Here is a 17,270-nt window from a genome sequence, read left to right on the forward strand (position 1 = left end):
ACCCCCCACCTCGGGGGGTTTTTGATAAATTTTTTTCCTGATTTATTTTTTTGTGTTTATATTAAAGTGTGGTCATTAAAGGGGGTGTTTGTTTTTTTAAACCAGTTCTCAGTAATTACACCTGACCCCCTGTCTCTCCCTTGTCAAATAGTAATGAAAATGATAAAATTTAAGAAAGTCACTTGACAAAGATATAGTGAATTGTTACAATAAAAAAACAGAACGCACTCTGTTTTTAGAAGAAAGAGGTATGTTATGAGAAAACAAGCGTATTCTATTTTAGTACACAATAACCCGGGACTTCTTAGCCGGATGGCAGGACTTTTCAGCCGTCGGGGGTATAACATTGAAAGCATCACGGCAGGAACGACTGCGGATCCGAGATTTACAAGAATTACGATCGTGGCAAGCGGTGACGAACAGATCCTTTCTCAGATTGAGAAACAGGTACGGAAGATGGAGGATGTGATTGATATCAAATTATTGAATACAACAAACTCTGTATGCCGAGAACTGATGATGATCAAGATCCGTGCAAATGCATCCCAGAGAGCGGAGATCATTTCCGTATCAGACATTTTCCGTGCGAAGATCGTAGATGTTGAGAAAGATTGTCTGATGATTGAATTGACGGGAACAGAATCCAAGTTGGAAGCATTTATGGAGCTTTTGGACGGATATGAGATTCTGGAACTGGCAAGAACCGGAATTACCGGGCTTACCCGTGGATCAGACGATGTTGTATACATAGATTAAAGATTGCGGGAGCGAAGAGGGAAGAACCGCAGACATTCATTTTTATCAGGAAGCTAGGGGCCTATCGCCTTTAACTATAATACAGAAAAAGCAAAGCTTAGGAGGAATATTAAAATGGCTAAAATTTTTTACCAGGAAGATTGTAATTTATCCGTATTGGAAGGACAGAAGATCGCAATTATCGGATACGGAAGCCAGGGACATGCACACGCTCTGAACCTGAAAGAATCCGGATGTGATGTCATCATCGGACTTTATGAAGGAAGCAAATCTTGGAAGAGAGCGGAAGAACAGGGCTTCCAGGTTTATACAGCAGCAGAAGCTGCAAAGCAGGCAGATATCATCATGATCCTGATCAACGATGAACTGCAGGCAGATATGTACAAGAAAGACATTGAACCGAACCTTGAAGAAGGCAACATGCTGATGTTTGCACATGGTTTCAATATTCATTACGGATGCATCACTCCTCCGAAGAACGTAGACGTAACCATGATTGCACCAAAAGGACCTGGACATACAGTAAGAAGCGAATATCAGGCAGGTAAAGGTGTTCCGTGTCTGGTAGCTGTAGAACAGGATGCTACAGGAAAAGCACTTGACAGAGCACTTGCATACTCACTTGGAATCGGTGGAGCAAGAGCAGGTGTCCTTGAGACAACCTTCAGAACAGAGACAGAGACAGACCTTTTCGGTGAACAGGCAGTTCTTTGCGGTGGTGTATGTGCACTTATGCAGGCTGGTTTCGAAACACTGGTAGAAGCAGGATATGATCCGAGAAATGCTTACTTTGAATGTATCCATGAAATGAAGCTGATCGTTGATCTGATCTATCAGAGCGGTTTTGCAGGAATGAGATACTCTATCTCCAATACAGCAGAATATGGTGATTACATCACAGGACCGAAGATCATCACAGAAGATACAAAGAAAGCAATGAAGAAGATTCTTTCCGATATCCAGGATGGTACATTCGCTAAAGAATTCTTACTCGACATGTCACCGGCAGGACGTCAGGTACACTTCAAAGCAATGAGAAAGAAAGCAGCAGAACATCCGGCAGAAGTAGTAGGCGAAGAAGTAAGAAAACTCTACAGCTGGAGCAACGAAGATAAATTGATCAATAACTAGTCGATAGGCAACGAGCCGGTCACATAAAAAGAAAGGATACCGCGAGTCATGCTTGCATGAACTTGCGGTATCCTTTCCTTTAAAGTATTCATAGGATGAATTGCATAAATCTCACCGTTATGTTATACTGAATTCAGTGATAATTCCCAAAATGAGTCGGAATTAAAGGAGGAATAAAATGGACGAGAGATTTGAAGATCTTCGCTCGACGAAGAACCCGAAAGCAAGAATTAAGATATTAAAGGGACATTTTGCAACCAGCCATTCTCACATCAATACATATATTGATATGTCTACGGTCAAAGTAAGACATAACAACTGCCGTGAGACGGCGAAGGTACTGGCGTCAGAATATGTAAGTACAACGATGGTTGATACGATCGTATGTCTGGAGGAGACGGATACCATCGGAACATTTATGGCGGAACAGCTTGCCGATATGAACCCGCTCTCTCTTAGTAAGGGAAACAATATTTCACTTGTAACGCCGGAATACCATGAGGGCGGCCAGATCATTTTCCGTGATAATAAGCAGAGAATGATCAAGGATAAGCAGGTGCTTCTGCTGGCAGCATCAATCACGACCGGTAAGTCTGTAAAACAGGCCATCGAGTCCGTGCTGTATTACGGGGGAACTGTTTGCGGAATCTGTTCGATCTTCAGTTCTGTAAGTAAAGTGGCAGGAATGGAAGTGAAGACGATCTTCACAAGTGCGGATCTACCGGATTATCGCGCATATAAGCCGCTCGAGTGTCCAATGTGTAAGGAAGGAAAGCGGATCGAAGCGATCGTGAACAGCTTCGGATATTCGAAATTGTAAAGGACATTATAAAGAGCAATCGGAGAAGATTTGCAGAATCGACTAAACAAAGGCAAATAAAAAAGACAACCACATGACGGAATGGTTGTCTTTTCCTATTTGCAAATTTATCTCGAAACGAAATTAAGCAATCTCGTTAACAGCCTTTGTTAAACGGGAAATCTTTCTTGCGCAAGTGTTTTTATGATAAACACCCTTCGTTCCTGCTTTGTTGATTACAGAGATTGCTTCTTTTAAAGCAGCCTTAGCAGCTTCAGCATCTTTCTTAGCAACAGCAGTTTCAACTTTCTTCACATAAGTTTTCACTTTAGATTTGATTGCTTTATTTCTAGCTGTCTTTGTCTCAGTTACTAAAATTCTCTTCTTAGCAGATTTAATGTTAGCCATTTTCCGACACCTCCAAATTCTGATTCATTTCTTTCATTGCCGACAGAACGTGACACGGAACATCTGCCGAACACACTTATTTATTGTATTCGAATAAATATTTCTTGTCAATACATATTTTGTGTTTTTTGAGAAAAACTAGGAATAAATGCGGTAAAGTAAAACAGAAGGCAAGGGGGAACAGTATGATCGAGAAATACAGTATCCGGACAGATCTAGCTTTGGAGCAGAAAGAGCGTTTTGAATCGGACAATGTCGAGGTTCAGGGAGTATCTCTCACGGAAGAATATAATGAAGAACTGGAGATCCGTGTGACCACGGTGAAGATAGAGACGGAGAAAGGCGCGAAAATCATGGGAAAACCGGTGGGAAGCTATATTACCATGGAAGCGCCGAATATGGCGGTGCCGGATGAGGAGTACCACCGGGAGATTTCCAGGGAGCTTGCGAAATTTATCAAGGATATGGTGCCTGAAAAAGAGGAGGATTATCAGGTGCTGATCGTGGGACTGGGGAACCGGAAAGTGACACCGGATGCTTTGGGACCTTATGTTGTGGATAACCTGAATATCACACGCCATATTTTCAGGGAGTATGGAAAATATGCGATGGGGGAGGAAAAGGCGGAAAGTGTCAGTGCCATTGCGCCGGGGGTGATGGCGCAGACCGGAATGGAAACGGTCGAGATTATACGCGGGGTGGTTAAGGAGACGAACCCCGATTTCATTATTGCCATCGATGCGCTTGCCGCGCGGAATTCCAGAAGGCTGAACCGGACAATCCAGGTCGCGGACACCGGAATCCATCCGGGATCGGGCGTGGGAAATCAGCGCAATGCGATAACGAAAGAGACGGTTGGGATACCGGTCATTGCAATCGGGGTTCCCACGGTAGTGGATGCGGCGACGATTGTCAACGATACGATGGAGAATTTTCTTCAGGCGTTGGAAGAATCCGAGACGCTCAAGGGAGTCGGACTGGTCCTGCAGGGGTACAATGCTGCGGAAAAGTATGAACTGGTCAGGCAACTGATCTCCCCACATTTAAATGGAATGTTCGTGACGCCCAAAGACATTGATGAGACGGTAAAAAGGATCAGTTATACGATTTCAGAAAGTTTAAATATGCTGTTCGCCCATGAAGAAGAAAAGGAGAAGGAATAATCTGTCGCCACGTTGCATAAAATAGGAAAGCGAAGGTAATGTCGCAGGTTTGAAATCGAGGCGGAAAATATGAAAAAATGGCGGATGAGTACACTCCTTACGGGAATCATTATCTGCATACTCGGAGGCTATGTGCTCCTTAAGGGAAGCAGGCAGATCTGGAATTCATGGAAGCTGCAGATCGCGCAGGAAATTCAGGAACATGCGGAAATGATGTATTTTCCAGGGATCGCATGCAGCGAAAAACAGTCGGATAAACGATCGGTAAATGAATGGATCTCCGGGATGGCGATGAATCTTTTCCCGCTTGGTAAATATATAGGAAGTAAAAGTGATGCGGAGTCTGCGGTGGAGGATGAGGCTACCTATGAGATGCTGGTGAGAAGACAGGCTGAGGACGAAAACCAGGTGGACGAGAATGGAAATCTTGTAGGGCAGGATGAAAGCCAGATAACGCAGACACCCACTGTGGCGGCGGCAGATATTTCTCTGGAAAAACTGTCGGATTTTGAGTATCTGGTCAGCAGTTTCTATACGGTAGACAGCGTGACCTATGTGGAATCTTCGGACCTGAATGCGGCAGAGCTGATGAAGAAGGATATGAGGATCCAGGGAGATGCCGAAGGTCCGAAGATTCTCATTTTCCACACGCATTCACAGGAAAGCTTTATCGATTCCAATGGGGATCCATCGACCAGTATCGTGGGGATCGGAAGGTATCTGGCGGAGCTTCTTACAAACAAGTACCATATCGAGACCCTTCATCATGAAGGGGTGTATGACCTGATCGACGGCAAACTGGATCGAAGTGAAGCGTACGAGCTCGCAAAGCCGGAAATTGAGCGGATTCTGAAGGAGAATCCGGGAATCGAAGTCGTCATTGATCTGCATCGGGACGGTGTGAAAAGCACCACGCATCTGGTGACGGAGATTAACGGAAAGCAGACGGCGCAGATCATGTTTTTTAACGGTATGTGCAGAACCAGAGCGAACGGCAATCTGACGGGAATGACGAACCCATATATACAGGATAATCTGGCATTTTCTCTGCAGATGAAAATTGCTGCGGAATCGAAATATCCCGGATTTGCGAGACGGATTTATCTGAAGGGCTACAAATATAACATGGATCTCTGCCCGAAGATGCTGTTGATCGAAGCGGGAGCACAGACGAACACGGTGGAAGAAATGAGAAATGCCATGGAACCGCTTGCCGAGCTTTTGAATGATGTTCTGCAGTGAATTTTCGTGTTACTTGACAAAACAGGAAAGTTTGGGATAAAATTCATAACATACGAAAAAAGAAAGGGAACGGTAAATATGGCAAAACAATCTACATACGATGCGGATAGTATTTCCATACTGGAAGGACTGGAGGCTGTCAGAAAGCGTCCGGGTATGTATATCGGAAGTGTCAGTACGAAGGGACTGAACCATCTGGTCTATGAGATCGTGGACAATGCGGTGGATGAGCATCTGGCAGGATTCTGCGATCGGATCGAGGTGACGCTGGAGAAGGACGGATCGGCTACGGTGAACGACAACGGCCGCGGGGTACCGGTTGGAATGCACGCAAAGGGTGTGTCGGCGGCGCGTATTGTATATACGACACTTCATGCGGGCGGAAAATTTGACGATTCAGCATACAAGACGAGCGGGGGGCTGCACGGGGTAGGCTCTTCGGTCGTCAATGCGCTGTCCACATATATGGATGTAAAGATCAGCCGGGAGGGCGCGGTACATCACGACCGGTATGAGAAGGGGCATCCGGTGATCGAGCTGGAAAATGGGTTACTGCCTGTCATCGGGAAGACGAAGAAGACGGGAACCTGTGTCAATTTCCTGCCGGATCCGGAGATTTTTGAAAAGACCCGTTTCCGGGAGGAAGAGATTAAGAGCCGTCTGCATGAGACCGCATATCTGAATCCGGAGCTGACGATCCTTTTTACAGATAAGAGAAAGGAACCGGAGGAGCGGATCGAATATCATGAGCCGGACGGAATCATTGGATTTATCAAGGATCTGAACTCCAAGAATGAGACCCTGCACGAACCGGTCTATTATAAGGGAGAGGCCGAAGGTATCGAAGTGGAAGTCGCATTCCAGTATGTAAATGAATTCCATGAAAATGTACTCGGTTTCTGCAACAACATTTACAATGCCGAAGGCGGAACGCATCTCACCGGGTTTAAGACCACATTTACCACGATCATGAACCAGTATGCGAGAGAGCTGGGGATCCTGAAGGAAAAGGACAGCAATTTTACGGGCGCCGATGTCCGGAACGGAATGACGGCGATCGTATCCATCAAGCATCCGGATCCGCGGTTTGAAGGGCAGACGAAGACCAAGCTGGATAATCAGGATGCTGCAAAAGCCACCGGAAAGGTGACCAGTGATGAGGTGACGAGGTATTTCGACCGGAATCTGGAGACGCTCAAGAAAGTGCTTTCCTGTGCGGAAAAGGCGGCGAAGATCCGTAAGACCGAGGAGAAGGCCAAGACCAATCTTCTGACGAAACAGAAGTATTCCTTTGACAGCAACGGGAAGCTGGCGAACTGTGAGAGCCGGGATCCCTCCAAATGTGAGATCTTTATCGTCGAGGGGGACTCGGCGGGAGGCTCTGCGAAGACGGCGCGAAACCGGATGTATCAGGCCATCCTTCCGATCCGCGGAAAGATCCTCAATGTGGAGAAGGCCAGCATCGACAAGATTCTCGCCAACGCGGAGATCAAGACCATGATCAATGCCTTCGGATGCGGATTTTCCGAAGGGTACGGAAACGATTTTGACATTACGAAACTACGGTATGATAAGATCATCATTATGGCCGATGCGGATGTGGACGGTGCGCACATTTCCACGTTGCTTCTGACGCTGTTCTACCGGTTTATGCCGGAACTGATCTATGAGGGACATGTGTATGTGGCGATGCCACCGCTCTATAAAGCGATGCCGAAAAAGGGAGAGGAAGAGTACCTGTACGATGACAAGGCACTGGAGCGATACCGTAAGACGCATGAGGGACCATTTACCCTTCAGCGCTACAAAGGTCTCGGAGAAATGGACGCCCAGCAGCTCTGGGAGACCACACTGGATCCGGAGAGAAGACTGCTTAAGAGAATCGAGATAGAAGACGCCCGCATGGCATCCAGCGTGACGGAGATGCTGATGGGAACGGAAGTACCGCCGCGCCGCGCATTTATCTATGAGAATGCGACGGAAGCGGAACTGGATATTTAGGAGGGAAGGCAATTTGGAGAATTCACAGATTATCCGGACAGAGTATTCGGATTTGATGAAGAAATCATATATCGATTACGCGATGAGTGTCATTGTGTCCCGCGCGCTTCCGGATGTGAGAGACGGACTGAAGCCGGTACAGAGAAGAACACTTTACGATATGTATGAACTGGGAATACGGTATGACAAGCCTTACCGGAAATGCGCCCGTATCGTCGGGGACACCATGGGTAAATATCATCCCCACGGGGACAGTTCTATTTATGAAGCGTTGGTTGTGATGGCTCAGGATTTCAAGAAAGGCATGGTACTCGTGGACGGTCACGGCAATTTCGGCTCCATCGAGGGGGACGGTGCTGCGGCCATGCGTTATACGGAGGCGAGACTGGCGAAGATCACGCAGGAAGCGTTTCTGGCGGATCTGGATAAGGATATCATCGATTTCGTGCCGAACTTTGACGAGACCGAAAAGGAGCCCTCCGTACTTCCGGTGCGTGTGCCGAATCTGCTGCTCAACGGAGCTGAAGGAATCGCAGTCGGTATGGCAACCAGCATTCCGACCCATAATCTGGGAGAAATTGTGGATGCGGTGAAGGCATACATGAAGAACAACGACATTTCCACGAAGCAGCTCATGAAATATATCAAGGGCCCGGATTTCCCGACGGGAGGGATCGTGGTCAACAAGGATGAGCTTCTGAATATCTATGAGACCGGAACCGGGAAGATCAAGATCCGCGGGAAGGTCGATGTGGAAGAGGTCAAGGGAGGACGCAAGAAGATCATTATTTCTGAGATTCCATACACCATGATCGGTGCGGGAATCGGAAAATTCCTAAATGACGTGGCGAACCTGATCGAGACAAAGAAGACGAATGATATCGTGGACATTTCCAATCAGTCCTCCAAGGAAGGAATCCGCATCGTGATCGAAGTGAAGAAAGATACGGATGTGGAGAACCTCATCAACATGCTTTACAAGAAGACCCGTCTGGAAGATACTTTCGGCGTTAATATGCTTGCGGTTGCAGACGGAAGACCGGAAGTCCTGGGTTTGAAGAAGATTATTGAGTATCATGTGGATTTCCAGTTTGAACTGGCAACCAGAAAGTACCGGACACTTCTCAATAAAGAAAAGGACAAAAAGGAGATTCAGGAAGGCCTGATCAAGGCCTGCGATGTGATCGACCTGATCATTGAGATCCTGCGGGGGAGCAAATCGGTGAAGGAGGCAAAGGCGTGCCTGACTCAGGGAATCACGGAGAATATCAAGTTTAAGTCAAAGATTTCCCAGAAGATGGCATCCATGCTGCGCTTTACCGAGCGTCAGGCGACGGCGATCCTGGAAATGCGTCTCTACAAGCTGATCGGACTGGAGATCGAAGCGCTCATGAAGGAGCACGAAGAGACGCTGAAAAATATAGCACGCTATGAGGATATCCTGAATAATTATGACTCCATGTCCGAGGTTATCATGGATGATCTGGATGCGCTGAAGAAGGAATATGCGGTGAAGAGGCGGACGGTGGTCGAGAATGCTGAGGAAGCTGTCTTCGAAGAAAAGAAGGTGGAAGAGCAGGAGGTCGTACTTCTGATGGATCGTTTCGGCTATGCAAAGACGGTGGATGTTTCTACTTATGAAAGGAACAAAGAAGCTGCCGACAAGGAGAATAAATACATTCTTACCTGCATGAATACCGGAAAGCTGATGCTGTTCACGGCGGACGGCAAGATGCATCAGGCCAAGGTACAGGATCTGCCTTACGGAAAGTTCCGCGATAAGGGGCTTCCGGTGGACAACGTAAGTAATTACGACAGTACGAAGGAGGAGATCATCTATATTTGTGATGACCGACAGCTGTATTTCGCGAAGTTTTTGTTTGTCACGAAGCAGGGAATGCTGAAAAAGGTGGACGGAAGTGAGTTCCAGGTGGCAAAGCGGACGATCGCAGCGACGAAGCTGCAGGATGATGACGCGGTTGTGAGCATTCAGATTGTGAACGACAGCCAGAACGTGGTGCTGATGACGGAAAACGAATATGTACTCCGGTTTGCTGCGGAAGAAGTGGCCGAAAAGAAAAAGGGTGCCGTCGGAGTGCGGGGAATCCGGCTCCAGAAGAAGGATGCCGTGGAGAAAGTGGTTCTGTTTGAAGAGGGAACGGAAGCAAAGGTTATGTTTCATGAGAAAGAGATCACACTGAACCGTCTGAAGTTGGCACGGCGGGATGGAATCGGAACGAAAATGAGAAAATAGCGGAAAATACTTGATTTTGAGAATTGAAAGTGTTATAGTTATTACCAGTAACATAGGAAATGAGCAGAAGAGTGGACGAAAGTTCACTCTTCTTTTTACGAAGTGCCGGTGACGGGACAGATTCAAAAAGAAAGGAAGTTGCAGATTGTCAAAAAGGGAAGTGTATGAACAGAAAACGGAAGAAATTCTGCTTCCGATCCTCGAAAAGCATGGATTTGAACTCTGGGATGTAGAGTATGTCAAAGAGGGAAGCAACTGGTATCTCAGAGCTTATATCGACAAGCCGGGGGGAATCATGGTCGATGACTGTGAGGTGGTCAGTCGCGAACTGTCCGATATTCTGGACGAGAAAGATTTTATTGATGAGGCATATATTCTGGAGATCAGCTCTCCGGGACTGGGACGCCCGCTTAAGAAGGAGAGAGATTTTGAACGAAGCCTGGGCGAGGAAGTGGAGATCCGGACATACCGGGCAATCGACGGACAGAAAGAATTTCTTGGAATCTTAAAGAGTTATGATAAGGATACAGTTACCATTGAGTATGAAGACGAAGAGACAAAGACATTCGAAAGAGCAGATATTGCTTTGATTCGTCTCGCATTTGATTTCTAGTGACAGGAGGAAAAAAGAAAATGAACACAGAATTATTAGAAGCGCTTAATATTCTTGAACAGGAAAAAGACATCAGCAAGGAAACGCTGATGGATGCAATTGAGAATTCACTGATCAGCGCATGTAAGAACCATTTTGGAAAAGCTGACAATATTAAAGTGATCATGGATCGTAAGACTTGTGACTATTCTCTGTTCCAGGAGAAAACAGTTGTTGAGACGGTAGAGGATCCGGTGGAAGAGATCAGTCTTACCAATGCAAAGATGATGGATCCGTCCTATGAACTGGGCGATATCGTACAGATCCCGGTCGAGTCCAAATCTTTCGGAAGAATCGCAACGCAGAATGCGAAGAATCTGATTCTTCAGAAGATCCGTGAAGAGGAGAGAAAAGTCGTTTACGATCAGTATTTTGAAAAAGAAAAGGATATCGTGACCGGCATCGTGCAGCGTTATGTCGGCAAGAATATCAGCATCAACCTTGGTAAGGCGGATGCGATGCTGACAGAAAACGAGCAGGTGAAGGGAGAAGTATTCCAGCCGACCGAACGAGTCAAGTTATATGTAGTTGAAGTGAAGAACACCACGAAGGGACCGAAGATCCTGGTTTCCAGAACTCATCCGGAGCTGGTAAAACGTCTTTTCGAGGCAGAGGTTACCGAAGTGAAGGACGGTATCGTGGAGATCAAGAGCATTGCCAGAGAGGCGGGATCCCGTACCAAGATTGCTGTGTGGTCCAATGATCCGGATGTGGATCCGGTCGGAGCATGCGTCGGTATGAACGGCGCCAGAGTCGGAGCGGTGGTAAATGAGCTCCGCGGTGAGAAGATCGATATCATCAACTGGGATGAGAACCCGGCACTTCTGATCGAGAATGCGCTCAGCCCGGCGAAGGTTATTTCGGTTGCGGCTGATCCGGATGAGAAGACGGCAAGCGTGATCGTTCCGGATTACCAGTTATCCCTCGCCATCGGCAAGGAAGGACAGAATGCAAGACTGGCTGCCCGCCTGACCGGATACAAGATCGATATCAAGAGTGAGACCCAGGCAATCGAATCCGGCGAACTCCCGGCAAATTATATGGAAATGGCCATGGAGGAGGACTATCAGGAGGATGAACCTGCTGAGAATTATTCCGGGGAAGAGGATTATACTTCCGATGATCTGGATCTGTATGAAGAATAATTAGGAGTGATACGTTGAGCGCTATGAGAAAAATTCCCATGCGCAAGTGTGTGGGATGTCAGGAAATGAAGAGTAAAAAAGAAATGCTGCGTATTCTGAAAACAGCGGAGAATGAATTTGTTCTCGATGCGACCGGAAGAAAGAACGGACGCGGGGCGTACCTTTGCTTCTCGAAGGAATGCCTGGAAAAGGCAAGAAAGAACAAAGGGCTTGAACGTTCATTCAAGCAGACGATCCCGAAGGAAGTCTATGAGAACCTGGAAAAGGAGCTGGAAAATCTTGAAGTTGAATAAATCACTGTCCCTTCTGAGTCTTGCGACGAAAGCGGGTAAGACAAAAAGCGGAGAATTCCTTACGGAAAAAGCAGTCAAGGAGGGAGATGCATATCTCGTGATCGTCGCGGCGGATGCATCGGACAATACCAGAAAACGATTTCAGAATATGTGTGATTTTTATAAAGTGCCAATCTATTTTTATGGAGATAAAGATACCTTGGGGCATGCAATGGGGAAGGAATTCCGCGCGTCTCTTGCAGTAACGGATGCAGGATTTGCGAAAGGAATCAGAAAGCAGTTGGATACAGAGAAGGATACGGTTGCATAGGAGGTAGTTATATATGTCAAAATTAAGAGTATATGAGCTCGCGAAAGAGCTGAATAAGACGAACAAAGAGATGCTCGCCATGTTAAAGGAAAAGGGTATCGAAGTTGCAAGTCATATGAGCACTCTTTCGGATGAGCAGGTCGATATGATGAAGAAACCGGCAGCGGCGAAGAAGCCGGCAGAAGTACAGCCGAAAAAAGAGACAGAAGAGACGGAGGTACCGAAGAAGAAAAATATTGTTCAGGTGTTCCGTCCTCAGAATACACAGAACGGCGGACGAAACAGCCGTCCGCAGGGACAGCGTCAGGGAGGCCGTCCACAGGGAAATAATAATGCGCAGGGAGGCCGTCTGCAGGGAAATAACAACGCGCAGGGAGGCCGTCCGCAGGGAAATAACAATGTGCAGGGAGGCCGTCCGCAGGGAAATAACAATGCGCAGGGAGGCCGTCCGCAGGGAAATAACAATGCGCAGGGAGGCCGCCCGCAGGGAAATAATAACGCGCAGGGAGGCCGCCCGCAAAACGGCGGTCAGAATCGTCCGTTTGAAGGAAGAAGAGAAGGGTTCCAGGGAAGAGACCGTGACGACAGAAGAGGCCGTGACGATCAGAGACAGAACCGCACGGGTGAAGGAAGAAGAGAAGGATTCCAGGGAAGAGACCGTGACGACAGAAGAGGCCGTGACGACCAGAGACAGGGTCGCCCATTCGAAGGAAGAAGAGAAGGGTTCCAGGGAAGAGACCGCGATGACAGAAGAGAAAACCGCGATTTCCGCGACAAAGACGGACGTGATTTCCGTGACAAGGACAGCCGCGATTTCCGTGACAAGGATTCCAGGGATGACAGAAGAGACGGTCGTCGTGATGACCGGAGAAAATCCGGCCCGGCAATTCCGGCACCTGCAATTGCTGAGCAGAAACCGAGCCGTACGAAACCGAAGGATGCTCATAAGAAAAAAGAATACAGAAATGATGATAATGACAACGAAGAAAGAATGCCAAAAGGCAAAAAAGGAAAGAATAATACCCCGCAGCCGAAATTAGAAAGACCGCAGCCGAAGAAAGAGGCGGCAGAAGAGCAGATCAAGCAGATCACCATTCCTGAGAAGCTGACGATTCAGGAACTGGCTGACAAGATGAAAATCCAGCCGTCTGTGATCGTGAAGAAACTCTTTATGCAGGGCAAGATCGTGACGATCAATCAGGAAATCGATTTCGATACCGCAGAAGAAATTGCGATGGAGTTCGAAGTGCTCTGTGAAAAAGAAGAAGTGGTCGATGTGATCGAAGAGCTTCTGAAAGAGGAAGAAGAGGACGAAAAGAAAATGAAGAAACGTCCTCCGGTTGTATGTGTTATGGGTCATGTAGACCATGGTAAAACCTCTCTTCTGGATGCGATCCGTGATACCCATGTGATCGAAGGCGAGGCCGGCGGAATTACCCAGCACATCGGTGCATCTGTTGTAGAGGTGAACGGAGAAAAGATCACATTTCTGGATACACCGGGACATGAGGCATTTACTGCAATGCGTATGCGTGGGGCAAATTCTACAGATATCGCGATTCTGGTTGTAGCAGCAGACGACGGTGTCATGCCTCAGACTGTGGAAGCGATCAACCATGCGAAAGCAGCGGGAATTGAGATCGTTGTTGCGATCAACAAGATCGATAAGCCGAGTGCAAATATTGAACGAGTAAAACAGGAACTGACTGAATACGAATTGATTCCGGAAGACTGGGGCGGAAGCACCATCTTTGTTCCGGTTTCCGCTCGTACCGGAGAAGGCATTGATGATCTGATGGAAATGATCCTTCTGACTGCGGAAGTGATGGAATTAAAGGCAAACCCGAACCGTCGCGCAAGAGGTCTTGTGATCGAAGCCGAACTGGACAAAGGTAAAGGTCCGGTTGCGACTGTGCTGGTACAGAAAGGAACTCTCCGTGTAGGAGATCCGGTTGCGGCAGGTTCTGCTTACGGTAAAGTGCGTGCCATGATGGATGACAAGGGACGCCGGGTGAAAGAGGCAGGCCCGTCTACTCCGGTAGAAATCCTCGGACTGAATGACGTTCCGAACGCAGGCGAAGTTTTCGTGGGATGCGGTAACGAAAAAGAAGCGAGAAGCTTTGCAGAGACATTTATCAGCCAGGGAAGAATGAAAATGCTGGATGAAACGAAGACGAAGATGTCTCTGGATGATCTGTTCAACCAGATCCAGGAAGGTAATCTGAAAGAACTTGGTATCGTTGTCAAAGCCGATGTACAGGGATCCGTTGAAGCAATCAAGCAGAGTCTTGTGAAGCTGTCCAACGATGAAGTTGTGGTGAAGATCATCCACGGAGGTGTCGGTGCAATCAACGAATCAGACGTTACACTGGCTGCGGCGTCTAACGCGATCATCATCGGATTCAATGTCCGCCCGGATGCATCTGCAAAAGAAACAGCAGAGCGCGAAGGGGTTGACATGAGATTATATCGCGTCATTTACAATGCGATCGAGGATGTAGAAGCTGCCATGAAGGGTATGCTGGAACCGGTATTTGAGGAGAAGGTTCTTGGTCATGCCGAAGTGCGCCAGACATTCAAGGCATCCGGAGTCGGAACCATTGCAGGTTCTTACGTGCTGGATGGTGTGTTTGAAAGAGACTGTCAGGTTCGTATCACACGTGACGGCATTGTGATCTATGATGGAAAACTGGCATCCCTCAAACGTTTCAAAGATGACGTGAAAGAAGTGAAAGCCGGTTATGAATGTGGTTTTGTATTTGAACGTTTCAACGATATCAAGGAGGGTGACCAGGTAGAAGCATTCAAGATGGTCGAGATCCCAAGATAATAAAGGAAGGCGTTTTGAAATATGAGAAAGAACAGTATTAAGAATACAAGAGTAAATACGGAGGTGCAGCGTGAGCTGAGCAATATTCTGCGCGGCGGGATCAAGGATCCCCGCGTTGCACCGATGACTTCGGTGGTGGCGGTTGAAGTTGCACCGGATTTAAAGACCTGTAAAGCATACATCAGCGTTCTTGGTGATGAAAAGGCACAGGCAGACACGGTAAAGGGACTTCAGAGTGCGGAAGGCTATATCCGCCGTGAGCTTGCACATACACTGAATATGAGAAATACACCGGAGATCCGGTTTGTGCTGGATCAGTCGATCGAGTACGGCGTAAATATGTCGAAGAAAATTGATGATCTGACAAAGAATTTGAAAAAAGAGGATGAGGAGCATGTTACAGAAAGCAATTAAGAAAGCGCAGACGATCGCTGTCGGCGGTCATATACGTCCGGATGGAGATTGTGTAGGCTCCTGTATGGGATTATGGCTTTATGTAAAAGAAAACTTTCCCGAAAAAGAGATTCATGTGTATCTGGAGGAAATCCCGAATACGTTCAAGTTCATGAAGGGAACAGAAGAAATCCGTCATGAGATCCCGGATGAGAAGATCTACGATCTGTTTATCCTTCTGGACTGCGGATCACCGGACAGACTGGGATTCTCAGCACCTCTTTATGAGAATGCAAAGCATTCGCTGTGTGTGGATCATCACATCAGCAACCAGGCTTTTGCAGAAGAGAACTATGTACGACCGGATGCAAGTTCCACGTCAGAACTGATCTATGATCTTTTGGATCATGAGAAAATCCCGAAAGCAGTGGCAGAGTGTCTGTACACGGGGATGGTGCACGATACAGGGGTGTTCCGGTACACCAATACCCATCCGTCTACGATGCGCTCGGCCGCAGCATTGATGGAAAAAGGAATCGATTTTTCCAGGATCATTACGGAGACATTTGACGAAAAAAGTTATGTTCAGAACCAGGTTCTGGGCCGTGCGCTTCTGGAAAGTATCCGGTTCATGGATGGGAGATGTATCGTGTCCTCTCTTCGGAAGAAAGATATGGAATTTTATCAGGTACAGCCCAAGCATCTGGATGGCATTGTCAGTCAGCTGAAGCTGACGAAAGGCGTGGATGTCGCTATCTTCATGTATGAGCTGGAAAATGGCACATTTAAAGTCAGCCTGCGCTCTACCGAAGCTGTGGATGTCAGTGAAGTCGCCAGATATTTCGGCGGCGGCGGTCATGTAAGGGCAGCAGGATGCACCATGTCTGGAACGGTACATGATGTGATCAATAATCTGTCAAGAAGGATCGAACTGCAGATGAAAGGCGGGAACGAGGCTTAAATGATACACGGAGTGCTGAATATTTATAAAGAAAAAGGATATACTTCTCATGATGTGGTTGCCCGTTTGAGAAGGATCGTGGGACAGAAGAAGATCGGTCATACCGGGACACTCGATCCGGAAGCCGAAGGCGTCCTGCCCGTATGTCTCGGGAAGGCGACCAAATTATGTGATCTTCTGACTGACAAGGATAAGACCTACGAAGCGGTACTGCTTCTGGGAATTTCAACCGATACGCAGGATACCACAGGAAAGATCCTGGAGGAAAAAAACACGGCGGATTTGAGGGAAGAAGCAGTGCGGGAAGTGGTATTATCCTTTGAAGGCGAGTACGATCAGATACCGCCGATGTTTTCCGCTTTGAAAGTCGGCGGGAAAAAGCTGTATGAGCTCGCAAGAGACGGGAAAGAAGTGGAGAGAAAGCCAAGGCATGTGCAGATCTATCGTATCCGAATCCTTCAGATCGATCTGCCTCGTGTCCGTATGGAAGTAACATGCTCCAAGGGAACCTATATCCGCACACTGTGCCACGATATCGGTGAGAAACTGGGATGCGGAGGATGCATGGAATCCCTGCTCCGGACAAGAGTGGAGCGGTTTGGCGTGGCAGAAAGTCTCCGGATTTCCGAAGTGGAGCAACTTATGGATGAGGGAACACTTCAGGAACATATGATAAAAGTGGATGAGATGTTCCCGGATTATCAGAAGGTGTATCTGACGCCGGAAGCTTCGGCTGCTGTGAGGAACGGCAATTCGTTCCGTCTGGGGGATGTAATCTGGATATCGGAACTTTCTGGATTTCAGAATGCGGAAAGAGTACGGGTCTATGATGAGGAACGGAATTTTATTGCCGTGTATGAATTTGAAAAAGAAAATCAATTATTTAAAATCGTAAAAATGTTTTTTGACAAAAAAGAGAAGTAAGACTGTAT

The 17,270-nt window shown here is 47.3% G+C and carries 16 protein-coding genes; 15 read left to right on the forward strand and 1 reads right to left on the reverse strand.

Annotation, left to right across the window (positions count from 1 at the left end; all coding sequences use genetic code 11):
- Window positions 1-255: 255 nt before the first annotated feature.
- The 3 genes from ilvN (at window position 256) to ACTNB3_RS09960 (ending at window position 2,707) form a co-directional block, all read left to right on the forward strand.
- Window positions 256-756 carry an acetolactate synthase small subunit gene (gene ilvN, locus ACTNB3_RS09950; RefSeq protein WP_427808033.1) on the forward strand — a complete coding sequence of 167 codons (501 nt, stop codon included), beginning with the start codon at window positions 256-258 and terminating at the stop codon, window positions 754-756.
- Window positions 757-870: 114 nt separating this feature from the next.
- The gene (gene ilvC, locus ACTNB3_RS09955; RefSeq protein ID WP_427808031.1) at window positions 871-1,887 is read left to right on the forward strand and encodes a ketol-acid reductoisomerase; all 1,017 of its coding nucleotides are present in this window, start codon (window positions 871-873) and stop codon (window positions 1,885-1,887) included.
- A 178-nt stretch (window positions 1,888-2,065) separates the two neighbouring features.
- The gene (locus ACTNB3_RS09960; protein WP_427808029.1) at window positions 2,066-2,707 is read left to right on the forward strand and encodes an orotate phosphoribosyltransferase; all 642 of its coding nucleotides are present in this window, start codon (window positions 2,066-2,068) and stop codon (window positions 2,705-2,707) included.
- A gap of 123 nt (window positions 2,708-2,830) precedes the next feature.
- Here the strand turns inward: ACTNB3_RS09960 and rpsT are convergent, their stop codons facing one another.
- A complete protein-coding gene (gene rpsT / locus ACTNB3_RS09965) occupies window positions 2,831-3,094 on the reverse strand; it encodes a 30S ribosomal protein S20 (RefSeq protein WP_427820443.1) in 264 nt (87 codons plus the stop codon).
- Between the two features lie 185 nt (window positions 3,095-3,279).
- Between rpsT and gpr the strand changes: the two genes are divergently transcribed.
- The 12 genes from gpr to truB all read left to right on the forward strand — a co-directional run bounded on the left by gpr (window position 3,280) and on the right by truB (window position 17,262).
- Window positions 3,280-4,257 (forward strand): GPR endopeptidase, encoded by a 978-nt coding sequence (gene gpr / locus ACTNB3_RS09970; RefSeq protein WP_427820442.1) that lies wholly within the window; start codon window positions 3,280-3,282, stop codon window positions 4,255-4,257.
- Window positions 4,258-4,326: 69 nt separating this feature from the next.
- Window positions 4,327-5,499, forward strand: coding sequence for a stage II sporulation protein P (locus tag ACTNB3_RS09975; RefSeq protein WP_427808023.1), 1,173 nt, complete (start codon window positions 4,327-4,329; stop codon window positions 5,497-5,499).
- Window positions 5,500-5,577: 78 nt separating this feature from the next.
- Window positions 5,578-7,500 (forward strand): DNA gyrase/topoisomerase IV subunit B, encoded by a 1,923-nt coding sequence (locus ACTNB3_RS09980; protein ID WP_427820440.1) that lies wholly within the window; start codon window positions 5,578-5,580, stop codon window positions 7,498-7,500.
- A gap of 13 nt (window positions 7,501-7,513) precedes the next feature.
- Window positions 7,514-9,754 (forward strand): DNA gyrase/topoisomerase IV subunit A, encoded by a 2,241-nt coding sequence (locus ACTNB3_RS09985; RefSeq protein WP_441025340.1) that lies wholly within the window; start codon window positions 7,514-7,516, stop codon window positions 9,752-9,754.
- Window positions 9,755-9,899: 145 nt separating this feature from the next.
- A complete protein-coding gene (gene rimP / locus ACTNB3_RS09990) occupies window positions 9,900-10,367 on the forward strand; it encodes a ribosome maturation factor RimP (protein ID WP_427808017.1) in 468 nt (155 codons plus the stop codon).
- 20 nt (window positions 10,368-10,387) lie between these two features.
- The gene (gene nusA / locus ACTNB3_RS09995) at window positions 10,388-11,551 is read left to right on the forward strand and encodes a transcription termination factor NusA (RefSeq protein WP_427820438.1); all 1,164 of its coding nucleotides are present in this window, start codon (window positions 10,388-10,390) and stop codon (window positions 11,549-11,551) included.
- 23 nt (window positions 11,552-11,574) lie between these two features.
- Window positions 11,575-11,844 (forward strand): RNase P modulator RnpM, encoded by a 270-nt coding sequence (rnpM, locus tag ACTNB3_RS10000; protein ID WP_427808037.1) that lies wholly within the window; start codon window positions 11,575-11,577, stop codon window positions 11,842-11,844.
- Window positions 11,831-12,154 (forward strand): L7Ae/L30e/S12e/Gadd45 family ribosomal protein, encoded by a 324-nt coding sequence (locus ACTNB3_RS10005; protein WP_427808013.1) that lies wholly within the window; start codon window positions 11,831-11,833, stop codon window positions 12,152-12,154. Before rnpM ends, ACTNB3_RS10005 begins: the two co-directional genes overlap by 14 nt.
- Before the next feature lie 13 nt (window positions 12,155-12,167).
- Window positions 12,168-14,984, forward strand: a complete 2,817-nt coding sequence (gene infB / locus ACTNB3_RS10010) for a translation initiation factor IF-2 (RefSeq protein WP_441025343.1) — start codon at window positions 12,168-12,170, stop codon at window positions 14,982-14,984.
- Between the two features lie 21 nt (window positions 14,985-15,005).
- Window positions 15,006-15,398, forward strand: coding sequence for a 30S ribosome-binding factor RbfA (gene rbfA / locus ACTNB3_RS10015; protein WP_427820436.1), 393 nt, complete (start codon window positions 15,006-15,008; stop codon window positions 15,396-15,398).
- Window positions 15,379-16,338 (forward strand): DHH family phosphoesterase, encoded by a 960-nt coding sequence (locus tag ACTNB3_RS10020; protein ID WP_427808007.1) that lies wholly within the window; start codon window positions 15,379-15,381, stop codon window positions 16,336-16,338. Before rbfA ends, ACTNB3_RS10020 begins: the two co-directional genes overlap by 20 nt.
- Window positions 16,339-17,262: a tRNA pseudouridine(55) synthase TruB gene (gene truB / locus ACTNB3_RS10025; RefSeq protein WP_427808005.1), complete on the forward strand. Its 924-nt coding sequence runs from the start codon at window positions 16,339-16,341 to the stop codon at window positions 17,260-17,262.
- Window positions 17,263-17,270 lie beyond the last annotated feature (8 nt).

The organism is Bariatricus sp. HCP28S3_D3 (assembly GCF_052065755.1).
In the GTDB taxonomy this organism is placed as follows: Bacteria; Bacillota; Clostridia; order Lachnospirales; family Lachnospiraceae; genus Allocoprococcus.